11 protein-coding genes are annotated in these 11249 nt (G+C 32.4%); all 11 read left to right on the forward strand.

The window, feature by feature from the left end:
- Nucleotides 1–487 (forward strand): peptide chain release factor-like protein (locus ACMUOV_RS01955; RefSeq protein WP_413853268.1); only part of this gene is annotated, 487 nt, incomplete at its 5' end.
- Between the two features lie 15 nt (nt 488–502).
- Nucleotides 503–2647 carry an ATP-binding protein gene (locus ACMUOV_RS01960; RefSeq protein ID WP_413853270.1) on the forward strand — a complete coding sequence of 715 codons (2145 nt, stop codon included), beginning with the start codon at nt 503–505 and terminating at the stop codon, nt 2645–2647.
- Nucleotides 2648–2711: 64 nt separating this feature from the next.
- The gene (locus ACMUOV_RS01965) at nt 2712–3584 is read left to right on the forward strand and encodes a phosphoribosylaminoimidazolesuccinocarboxamide synthase (RefSeq protein ID WP_413853272.1); all 873 of its coding nucleotides are present in this window, start codon (nt 2712–2714) and stop codon (nt 3582–3584) included.
- The gene (locus ACMUOV_RS01970) at nt 3585–4052 is read left to right on the forward strand and encodes a phosphoribosylformylglycinamidine synthase subunit PurS (RefSeq protein WP_413853274.1); all 468 of its coding nucleotides are present in this window, start codon (nt 3585–3587) and stop codon (nt 4050–4052) included.
- Nucleotides 4049–6457 (forward strand): phosphoribosylformylglycinamidine synthase subunit PurL, encoded by a 2409-nt coding sequence (purL, locus tag ACMUOV_RS01975; protein WP_413853276.1) that lies wholly within the window; start codon nt 4049–4051, stop codon nt 6455–6457. Before ACMUOV_RS01970 ends, purL begins: the two co-directional genes overlap by 4 nt.
- A gap of 5 nt (nt 6458–6462) precedes the next feature.
- On the forward strand, nt 6463–7242 hold the full coding sequence (gene purQ / locus ACMUOV_RS01980; protein WP_413853278.1) for a phosphoribosylformylglycinamidine synthase I: 780 nt from the start codon (nt 6463–6465) through the stop codon (nt 7240–7242).
- Nucleotides 7243–7260: 18 nt separating this feature from the next.
- Nucleotides 7261–7566: a hypothetical protein gene (locus ACMUOV_RS01985; RefSeq protein WP_413853280.1), complete on the forward strand. Its 306-nt coding sequence runs from the start codon at nt 7261–7263 to the stop codon at nt 7564–7566.
- Nucleotides 7567–7575: 9 nt separating this feature from the next.
- Nucleotides 7576–8877, forward strand: coding sequence for a phosphoribosylamine--glycine ligase (gene purD / locus ACMUOV_RS01990; RefSeq protein WP_413853282.1), 1302 nt, complete (start codon nt 7576–7578; stop codon nt 8875–8877).
- Complete coding sequence (gene purE / locus ACMUOV_RS01995) at nt 8847–9374, forward strand: 5-(carboxyamino)imidazole ribonucleotide mutase (RefSeq protein ID WP_413853284.1); 528 nt, start codon at nt 8847–8849, stop codon at nt 9372–9374. Before purD ends, purE begins: the two co-directional genes overlap by 31 nt.
- Nucleotides 9375–9389: 15 nt before the next feature.
- Nucleotides 9390–10136: a 2,3-diphosphoglycerate-dependent phosphoglycerate mutase gene (gene gpmA / locus ACMUOV_RS02000; protein WP_413853286.1), complete on the forward strand. Its 747-nt coding sequence runs from the start codon at nt 9390–9392 to the stop codon at nt 10134–10136.
- A gap of 3 nt (nt 10137–10139) precedes the next feature.
- Nucleotides 10140–11249, forward strand: a 1110-nt coding sequence (gene hydF, locus ACMUOV_RS02005; protein ID WP_413853288.1) for a [FeFe] hydrogenase H-cluster maturation GTPase HydF, incomplete at its 3' end; no start/stop codon positions are given.

The raw sequence follows: 11249 nt of genomic DNA on the forward strand, positions 1-11249 counted from the left end.
AAATAAAAGAAGACATACCTCTTTTGCTTCCGTTGATGTTATAGCCGAAGTTGATGATGATATAGATATAGTTATAGAAGATAAAGATATAAGGATTGATACTTACAGGTCAACCGGAGCAGGCGGGCAGCATGTAAACAAAACCGATTCCGCAGTCAGAATTACACATATACCTACCAATATTGTTGTTCAATCACAAACGGAACGTTCTCAAACAAAAAATAAAGCTACGGCAATGAAATTGCTGAAAGCAAAATTATATGATTATGAATTGGAAAAGAAAAGACAAATTTCCGAAAAACATTATGACGATAAAGGTTTAATTGCATGGGGGAATCAAATAAGGTCTTATGTTTTTATGCCGTATCAGTTGGTTAAGGACCACAGAACCGAATATGAAACTGCTCAGGTTGAAAAAGTTATGAACGGTGAAATAGACGAGTTTATGAATAAATATTTGGATTGGAAATTAAAAAACGGAAAATAGGGTTTAATTATGTGGATGTTTTATGCGGTATCATCTTTACTTGCCTTTTTAATATGTTCGGTGCTTTCCGGATTTTTATATTTTTATAACAGAAATTCGGTATTATACAGAAAATTTTTAATACTGAGTTTTTTTATAGGAATGTGGTCGTTATGTCCGTTTATAGTTTCTTATTCCGTTGATAGCGAAACGGCATTATATTACGGAAGGTTCGTATACGTTTTTGCTATTTTTACAATGCCGGTTTTATTCAATTTTATATGTACCGCATTGGAAATTAATTTGATTAATCCTTATAAAAAAATATTTTTTGCTTCTTTGATTATGTGTTGTTTTTTTCTTCTTTTTTCGTATTCGGATTTATTTATAAAGGGATTTGTTTCGCGAGCGCCGAATGTTTATGTTGTTCCCGGTTTTTTATATGATGTGTTTGTGGTATGTTTTATAATTTTATGTGTATATGCCGTTGTGATTTTATATAACAGATATAAAAAACTTACCAGTTTATATGAAAAAGAAAGATTAAAATTTTTGGCAATAAGTTTTTTTATTTTATATATTGCCGGTTTAATGCATTTGTTGGAACCTTTTTTTAAAATAGAAATTATTCCGCATGATTTACTTGTGATATTTTGGTTTTTTATAGTTTTATATACCGTTTCAAAATACAGATATCTAAATATAAAACTTGCTTTTGTTAAAACGTTAATATTTATAACAATTTATGTGATAATATTAGTCGTTCCGATTGCAATAGGTATTATAACCAGAAAATGGATAATATCGGCATTGAGTTTGCTTGTTTTATCGAGTTTGGGTCCCGTGTTTTTTAGCTATATACAAAAAAGAAGTGAAAATTTTCTGCAAAGCGAACAAATAAAATACCAACAGTTTTTAATATGGGCTTCAAGGGTAATTGCAAAACAACAAAATATAAATAAACTTTCAAATTTGGTTGTAAGGATTATTCAAAGAAGAGTAAAAGTTACATTTGTAAGTTTTTTTATTTTTGATGCAGAAAAAAATATTTATACATGTAAATCCGACAGTAATATGAAAAGAAAAGGAGAAATAATAAAAGTACAGGAATATTCAAAAGTTATTTCATATATGCAAAAGATGAAAACTCCTTTTATTGTTTTTGCTTTACCTTATGAAATTAAAATGATTTTTTCAAAAATAAATAACGGTATTCATTTGGTTATACCGATAATGTTAAGGGACAGATTAATTGCTTTTTTATTGCTTGGAGATAAAGTTAATAAATCCATATATTCGTCCGGTGATATTGAAATTTTTACTACGATTTCAAACCAAATAGGTTTAGCCATAAGTAATGCTAATTTTATAGAACAAATAAAAATACAACAGGATAAAATTTTTGAGATAAGAAAGTTGGCTTCCATAGGCGGTATGGCGGGCGGTATGGCACATCAAATAAAAAACAGATTACATCAATTTTCAATGGCATCGGGTCTTATGGATGTTGAAATAGAAAGTTTTTTAAAGGAGTATAAAATTAAAGATGAACAATGTAAAAATTTTGTTAATACTATGAAAGAAATTGCATATTCCGTTTCGTCTAATGTTCATTATACAAATGAGGTTGTTCAAAATATATTAAGTTTTGCAAAAAAGTCGGAAAAAGAGTTGGCTTTTTCAAACTTTTCTTTGAAAGAAGCACTTAAAATGGCATGTCAATTATTAAAGGTAAAACATCAAAAAGACGAAATAAATATCGATTTCGATATTCCGGAACAGGATTCGGTTTACGGATCCAAATCGCAGATACAGGAAGTTTTATTTAATTGTTTGGATAATGCTTATGAAGCCGTTGAAGAAAAAAAATCAATATTACATAAAAATATGGAAGATATAAGAGAATTTAAGCCGTTTATACGGGTTTCGCTGAAATATTCAAAAAACAATGCAATTATTTCTGTAACCGATAACGGTATAGGAATAAAACAGGAAAATAAAAGTAAAATGTTTTCTCCTTTTTTTACAACAAAAGAATTAAATAATTCGGGAACGGGAATAGGTTCTTATGTAATAAAAAGGATGATAGAAGAAAATCATAAAGGGCAAATTTCATTTAAATCCGAATATGGAGAAGGAACAACTTTTACAATTGTTTTGCCTAAAGAAATTGTTGAATAAGTGAAAAAACAAATGTGACAGATATTGAATTTATATACTAAAAAAGGTAAAATAGGAGAATATTATGGAAACCGAAATAAAAGAAGCAAAATTACTTCATAAAGGAAAAGTAAGAGATGTTTATTCTTATGGCGATAATTTATTGATTGTTGCCAGTGACAGAATTTCCGCTTTTGATTATGTTTTGGAACCTGAAATTGCGGATAAGGGAAAAATTCTTCATAAACTTTCAATGTTTTGGTTTGATTTTGTCCGCAATATAGTGGCTAACCACATTATAACCGGCAACTTTGATGATTTTCCGGATGAACTTAAAAAATATTCATTTTTAAAAGAACGTTCAATGATTGTTAAAAAAGCCAAAAGAATTGATATTGAATGTATAGTCCGCGGGTATTTGGCAGGTTCCGGTTGGAAGGAATATCAGAAAAGCCGAACCGTATGCGGTATTGAATTACCTTCCGGGCTAAAAGAATCTTCAAAACTTCCCGAACCGATATTTACACCTTCAAGCAAGGAAGATGTAGGCAAACATGACGAAAATATTTCTTTTGAAGAAACTGCAAAAAGAATAGGCGATGATTTGGCTGCACAATTAAGTGAAGTTTCGATTTCTTTATATAAAAAAGTAAGTCAATTTTGTTTAACAAAAGGAATTATTCTTGCCGATACTAAATTCGAATTCGGAATTTATGACGGTAAATTGATTTTAATAGATGAAATATTTACTCCCGATTCTTCAAGGTTTTGGGAACAGGCAAAATATAAAGAAGGTGTACCGCAGGACAGTTTGGACAAACAATATGTTCGTGATTATTTGGAAAAAATAAAATGGAATAAACAACCTCCGGTTCCGGTTTTGCCCGAAGATGTTGTTTTAAATACAAGAGCAAAATATGTTGAAGCTTATGAAAAAATTACAGGCAGGAAATTTTAAATGATATATGAAATTGCCATAAGAACAAAAAAAGGTTTTTCGAACTCGCATAATGTTTCATTGTTAAATGATATAAAAATTATGGGAATAGACGGAGTAGAAAATGTTGAGTATTTTCCGGTTTACAGGATAATATCGGATATCGATGATAAAAAAGTGTCCGTTATTGCAAATGAACTTTTAACCGACAGAATAACCGAAGAATTTTCAATATCAAAATATAAAACTTCGGAAGAAAAAGAAACCGAAAAAAATTCAATAGAAGTTTGGCTGAAACACGGTGTAACCGATACCGTAAGCGAAAGTGTTGTTAAGGCGATAAAGGATTTGGGAATAACCGATAATGTTATTGTTAAAACGGGACATAAATATTGTTTTAACGGTAGCGGTATAACAGTTGAAAAATTAAATAAAATTGCCAAAGGTTTTTTGGCTAATACTTTAATTCAGGAATATAAAATAAGATGACACAAAATGTTAAAATTATAGAAATAATAAATTTAGACGATAAACAATTGGTTGAGTTAAGTAAAACGAATGTTCTTTCTCTTTCTTTGGTTGAAATGAAAGAGGTGCAAAAATATTTTAAAAATCTTAAAAGAAATCCTACCGATGTCGAATTGGAAACGGTTGCTCAAACATGGAGCGAGCACTGCAAACATAAAACATTGACCGGAAATATCGAATATACGGAAATAAAACAAGGTAAAAAAAACATAACAAAATATTCCAACCTTTTAAAAGAAACAATTTTTAAAGCTACAAAAGAACTTGATAAACCGTGGTGTATTTCGGTTTTTAAAGATAATGCGGGTGTTATAGATTTTGACGATAAAAACGGTGTTGCCTTCAAGGTTGAAACGCATAATCATCCTTCCGCACTTGAACCTTACGGAGGTTCGGCAACCGGAATAGGCGGTGTTATAAGAGATATTCTCGGTGTCGGGCTTGGAGCAAAACCTCTTGCAAATACTGATGTTTTTTGTTTCGGTTTACCGGATACCAAATATTCCGATGTTCCCGAAGGTATGCATCATCCTAAAAGAATTGCAAAAGGCGTCGTTTCCGGGGTTAGAGATTACGGTAACAGAATGGGAATACCTACGGTAAACGGTGCTGTTTTCTTTGACGAAGGATATATGGCGAACCCGCTTGTATATTGCGGAACAATGGGAATAATACCGAAAGACAAATGTTTTAAAAAAGTTAATTCCGGCGACTTGGTTTTAGTGGTAGGCGGCAGAACGGGACGTGACGGAATACACGGAGCAACTTTTTCATCGGTTGAACTTGATAAAGAATCCGATGTAAGTGCCGTTCAGATAGGCAACCCCATAGTGGAAAAGAAAGTTTTGGATACAATGCTTAAAGCAAGAGATTTGAATTTATACAGAGCCGTTACCGACTGCGGTGCGGGCGGGCTTTCAAGTGCCGTCGGAGAACTCGGCGAAAAGACCGGTGTGGTTGTTGAACTTGAAAAAGTTCCTTTAAAATACGAAGGTTTAAAACCTTGGGAAATTTGGATTTCCGAAGCACAGGAGCGAATGGTTTTTGCCGTTCCGCCGGAACATAAAAACGAAATATTAAAATTATTTGAAAAAGAAAATGTCGAGGCCACATTTATAGGACAATTTACCGATGATAAGAAATTGGTTTTGAAATATAATAATGAAATTGTTGCCGATATGGATATGGAATTTTTACATGACGGAGTTCCGAAACCTACAAGAACGGCAGTTTGGGAAGAGAAAAAATCGGTCAGACAAAAAAAGATTGATGTCGATTCCGGTGTTTTAACACAAGATATAAAAAATGTTTTAGCCGATATTAATGTTTGTTCAAGAGATTGGATAATAAGACAATACGATCACGAAGTTCAGGGACAAACGGTTATAAAACCTTTGCAGGGAAATTCTATTGTAAATTCCGGACCTTCCGATGCAAGTGTTATTTGGCCGTGTGCCGTTGTCAAAAATACGGATAAAGCAATTGTTTTATCAAACGGAATAAATCCTGAATACGGTAAAACCGATACTTATAAAATGACCGCTTCGGTAATTGAAGAAGCTATGAGAAATGCCGTTTGTGTCGGAGCCGACCCTGAAAAATTATCATTGCTTGATAATTTCTGTTGGGGAAATCCCAATAAACCTGAAATTTTGGGAAGTTTGGTTAGGGCAACTCAAGCTTGTTACGATATGTCAAAAGAATATTCAATTCCTTTTATTTCCGGTAAAGACAGTTTATATAACGAATATTCAATCGGCGGAAAAACTTTTTCAATCCCGCCGGCATTACTCGTTTCCGCGATGGGTGTAATTGAAGATGTAAATAAAACGGTAACAATGAATTTGAAAAAGGAAGGCAGTTTTATTTACTTGGTAGGGGTAACAAATAATGAACTTGCCGGTTCCGTTTATGCAAAAATAAAAAATTTTGCAGAAGGTTTCGTTCCGGATTTAAATAAAAAAGAATCCAAAAAAATTATGAAACAAATACATAAAGCAATTTTAGATAATTTGGTTTTGGCTTGTCACGATTGCAGTGAAGGCGGTTTTATAACGGCCGTTTCTGAAATGGCTTTTGCCGGGGAATTAGGTGTTGATATTGATGCGGATTTGATAAAAATAAGTGATGATACAATGAGTTTGCCGGAAATTTTATTTTCCGAATCGAATTCAAGGTTTATAGTTGAAGTTTCACGGGAAAATTCAAATAAATTTGAAGATTTATTAAAAGATTGTTGTTATTCCAAAATAGGGAAAGTTATAAGTGAACCTTATGTGTTGTTATCGTCATCAAAATCAAAAATAAAAATTAAGGAAAATATTAAAAATTTGCAGGAAGCTTGGCAAAAAACTTTACAATGGTAAAAACAATGAATAAACCAAATGTTATTATAGTAAGAACTGCAGGAACAAATTGTGATTATGAACTTCAAACCGCATTTGAAATATGCGGAGCAAATGTTGATAGAATTCATATCAATGAGTTGATTGAAAATAAAGATAAAATTTTATCGTATGATATATTGGCAATTCCGGGAGGGTTTTCTTACGGGGATGATATTGCATCCGGTAAAATATTGGCAAACGAATTAAAAAATAAATTGGGTGAGAATATTAAAAAATTTGCATTATCAAAAAAACCGATAATAGGTATTTGTAACGGTTTTCAGGTTCTTGTTAAAATGGGATTGTTGCCGGAACCGAATAAATTTGAACAAACGGCAACATTATCGTATAACGATTCTAATAAATTCGAATGCAGATGGGTTTATTTAAAAACGGAAAAAACGGACGGTAATACAAAATGTATTTGGGCTAAAAATTTACCGGATATAATTCCTTTGCCGGTTGCACACGGAGAAGGTAAGTTTGTTGCAGATGATACGGTGTTAAAAAATATAGAAGAAAATAATCAGGTTGTTTTCAGATATACCGCTTATGACGGACGATATCCGAAATATCCGTTAGCTCCGAACGGTTCTTTTAATCAAATAGCAGGAATTTGTAATAAAGACGGAAACATATTCGGGCTAATGCCTCATCCCGAAAGATATATATATAAATTACAACATCCGGCAAGACAGGGTTGTGATGATAAATACGGATGGGGAAAGAAAATTTTTCAAAATGCAATAGATTTTTTAAAATAAAAAAAAGGCGGTATTAAAATGAAAAACAATTGTATCGGTTGTCTTTTTCAAGGTGATAACAATGTTGATGCCAATGGGGAAGGTAAAGTTTTTTGCTTGGTTCATTGTAAATGGAAAAAAGAGCAGGATTGTTGCCCGAAATTTATTGAATATGCCGACTTAAACAAAGATATAAGAGTTCAATATGCAATGAAAGCAAAAGGAAAAGACAGTAATATCAGTTACATTATAAAAGCAAATTGGTATGTAATGATTGCAACTTTTATAATTGCTTTTTTAACATTCTTGGTTGTAGTTAAATTCTTTGACAGATATATATTTTAAGAGGATAAAATGAAAGTTCTTGTTATAGGTAACGGCGGAAGAGAACATGCAATAATTTGGAAACTTGCTCAAAGTCCGAAAGTTACTAAAATATATTCTGCACTCGGTAATGCCGGTATTGCAAAACAAGCCGAAATTGTTAATATTAAAATTGATGATTTTCAGACACTTGCAAATTTTGCAATTGAAAATAAAATTGATTTTACTTTCGTCGGTCCGGAAATTCCTCTTGCTGACGGAATTGTTGATTTTTTTAATTCAAAAAATTTAAAAATATTCGGTCCTTCCAAAAAAGGCGCTATGCTTGAAGCAAGTAAAAGTTTTGCTAAAGACTTTATGCAAAAGTATAACGTTCCTACTGCAGCATATAATGTTTTTACAGATTTTAATAAGGCGCTTGATTTTTTAAATAAATTGCCGGAAGATGAAAAACTTGTTGTTAAAGCCGACGGTCTTGCCGCAGGTAAGGGTGTTATTATGTGTCAAAACAGGCAGCAGGCAATTAGGGCTTTAAAAGATATTATGCAAGATAAAACTTTCGGCAGTGCAGGTAATAAAATAATTTTTGAACAATGGTTGCAAGGGCAGGAAACTTCCGTTTTGGTGTTTGTTGACGGAAAACACTTTTCAATAATGCCGGCCGCACAAGATCATAAAAGAGTCGGTGACGGAGATACAGGTTTAAATACCGGCGGAATGGGTGCTTATGCTCCGGCACCTGTGGCAACCGAAGAATTGTTAAAGCAGATAAAAGAACAAATAATGCCCGCTATTATTAACGGATTACAAAAAGAAAAAATTGAATATAAAGGCATTTTATATATAGGTTTTATGGTTGATAACGGAAAACCTTATGTTTTGGAATTTAATTGCCGTTTCGGTGACCCTGAAACACAGGTAATATTACCTCTTTTAAAAACAGATTTGGTTGATATAGTAGAGCATACAATAAATCAAACATTGGATGAAATTGATATAAAGTGGGAAAATAAAGCGGCAGTGTGTGTGGTGCTTGCTTCCGGCGGATATCCCGAAAACTATGAAAAAAATATTGAAATTTCAGGGCTTGACACCGTAACCGAAGACGAAGCAATAATTTTTCATGCGGGAACTAAAAAAAATGAAAACGGAAAAATTGTAACTTCCGGCGGAAGAGTATTGGTTGTAACAGCAATTTCGGATGATATAAAATCTGCAATAGATAAAGCATACAAAGTTATACCTAAAATAAAATTTGATAAAATGCATTACAGAAAAGATATCGGACAGAGGGCATTAAAATGGATAAGCAAACAGAAGTTGCCGTTATAATAGGTTCGGATTCGGATTTGCCGATTGTAAGTGAAACTTTAAAAATTTTTGATAAGTTTGATATATCTTATACAATCAATATAGCTTCCGCTCACAGAACTCCTAATTTGGTTAAAGAAATTGTTCAAAAATCCTTAAGTAACGGTGTAAAGGTTTTTGTAGCCGCTGCCGGAATGTCTGCTGCACTTCCCGGTGTAATTGCTTCGGAAACAATACTTCCGGTTATAGGTATTCCCATGGAAGGAAAAAGTTTAGCTGGTATGGATTCTTTGTTTTCAATAGCACAAATGCCGCCTTCAATACCCGTAGGGTGTGTTTCTTTAGGTAAAGCCGGGGCGGTAAATGCGGCAATATTTGCATTGGAAATATTGGCAATAAATAATAATAAATTATCGGAAAAACTTTTAAATTACAGAAAAGAAATGTCGGATAAAATAATAAATAAAAATAAAAAACTCAGCGAATCGGGTTATAAAAAATATTTGGAACAAATTTAACGGAGGAAGTTAAAAATGTATAAATTGGTTTTGATAAGACACGGTGAAAGTGTTTGGAACAAAGAAAATAAATTTACCGGATGGACTGATGTGGATTTATCCGAAAAAGGTGTTGCCGAAGCACAAAAAGCAGGACAACAATTAAAAAAAGACGGTTTTGTTTTTGATTTGGCATATACTTCGGTTTTAAAAAGAGCAATAAAAACTTTAAATAATGTTTTGGAACAAATGGATCTTTTATGGATACCTGTTATAAAAAGTTGGAAACTTAACGAAAGGCATTACGGTTCGTTACAGGGTTTAAATAAAGCCGAAACGGCAGCAAAATTCGGCGAAGCGCAAGTAAAAATTTGGAGAAGAAGTTACGATACTCCGCCGGAACCGCTTTCAACAACAGACGAAAGGTATGCAGGTAATGACCCCAGATATAAAGATGTTGATAAAAAAGATATTCCTTTAACCGAATGTTTAAAAGATACGGTTGCAAGAGTTATTCCTTTTTGGAACTCGGAAATTGCACCTAAAATAAAAGAAGGTAAAAAAATTATTATAGCCGCACACGGTAACAGCTTAAGAGCATTGGTAAAATATTTGGATAATATAAGCGACGAAAACATTGTTAATTTGAATATTCCCACGGCAATGCCGCTTGTTTATGAATTGGATGAAAATTTAAAACCTGTAAAAAGTTATTATGTAGGTGACCCGGAAGCCGTTAAAAAAGCTATGGAAGCCGTTGCAAACCAGGGTAAAGCAAAATAAAAGATGTTGGAAACACCGAAAGGAGTAACCGTTCATATAGGTATTTTCGGAAGAATAAATGTCGGTAGGTCGACGCTTATAAATTATCTTACCGGTCAAAATATTTCAATAGTATCAAAAGTAGCAGGCACTACAACGGATACCGTTTCAAAAAATATGGAACTTTCTTATGTGGGACCTGCTACTTTAATTGATACCGCAGGTATTGATGATATTTCCGAATTGTCCAAACAAAGAAAAGAAAAAACTTATAAAATATTTTCGGTTGCCGATGTTGCCGTTATTGTTGTTGAGCCAAATGTTTGGACAAGTTACGAGCAGAACCTTATTGAACAATTAAACAAAAACAAAATTCCTTTTTTTATAATAATCAATAATTACAAAAAAGTTAAATTAACCGATATATTTTTGTCGGAAATAAAAAAATACAAATTTAAAGAATATTCTTATATAACCGATTTAAGTCAAAGAGATGTGTTTTTAACCGACTTTACAAAAATAATACATGAGTTAATTTCCGATAGTATTGAAGAAAAACAACTTACCGATAATATCATAAAACAATTTCAAACGGTAGTTTTGGTTGTTCCTATTGATTTGGGTGCACCGAAAGGGCGTCTTATATTACCGCAAGTTCAAATGATAAGAAGTATTCTTGATATAAATGCAATGGCTTATGTTGTAAAAAATACCGAACTTCAAAAATGTTTGGATAATTTAAAAAATCCGCCCGATATTGTTATATGTGATTCGCAGGTAATAAACGAAGTTTCAAAAATTGTTCCCGAACAAATACCGCTTACTACATTTTCAATAATTTTTTCGGCAAATAAATCAGATGTTGTTGAGATGGCAAAAGCAATTGAAAAAATAAAAACTTTAAAACCTTCCGACAAAATTTTAATTGCCGAAGCATGCAGCCACCATGCAAGTAAAGATGATATCGGCAGAGTAAAAATACCGAAATTATTAAGTAAATATTTGGGCTTTGATATAAAATTTGATATATCTTCCGGTATAGACTATCCTAAAAATCTGGAACAGTACTCTTTAATTATACATTGCGGCGGATGTATGATTAACAAAAAACAAATGATATCAAGATTAAATTAT

This window comes from Candidatus Ruminimicrobium bovinum, from assembly GCF_902760015.1.
Taxonomy (GTDB): domain Bacteria; phylum Elusimicrobiota; class Endomicrobiia; order Endomicrobiales; family Endomicrobiaceae; genus Ruminimicrobium; species Ruminimicrobium bovinum.

Bases quoted from the DNA above. Each gene is read 5' to 3' on its own strand.
- ACMUOV_RS01960 (WP_413853270.1), top strand. From the start codon at position 503: ATGTTTTATGCGGTATCATCTTTACTTGCCTTTTTAATATGTTCGGTG.
- ACMUOV_RS01965 (WP_413853272.1), top strand. From the start codon at position 2,712: ATGGAAACCGAAATAAAAGAAGCAAAATTACTTCATAAAGGAAAAGTA.
- ACMUOV_RS01970 (WP_413853274.1), top strand. From the start codon at position 3,585: ATGATATATGAAATTGCCATAAGAACAAAAAAAGGTTTTTCGAACTCG.
- purL (WP_413853276.1), top strand. From the start codon at position 4,049: ATGACACAAAATGTTAAAATTATAGAAATAATAAATTTAGACGATAAA.
- purQ (WP_413853278.1), top strand. From the start codon at position 6,463: ATGAATAAACCAAATGTTATTATAGTAAGAACTGCAGGAACAAATTGT.
- ACMUOV_RS01985 (WP_413853280.1), top strand. From the start codon at position 7,261: ATGAAAAACAATTGTATCGGTTGTCTTTTTCAAGGTGATAACAATGTT.
- purD (WP_413853282.1), top strand. From the start codon at position 7,576: ATGAAAGTTCTTGTTATAGGTAACGGCGGAAGAGAACATGCAATAATT.
- purE (WP_413853284.1), top strand. From the start codon at position 8,847: ATGGATAAGCAAACAGAAGTTGCCGTTATAATAGGTTCGGATTCGGAT.
- gpmA (WP_413853286.1), top strand. From the start codon at position 9,390: ATGTATAAATTGGTTTTGATAAGACACGGTGAAAGTGTTTGGAACAAA.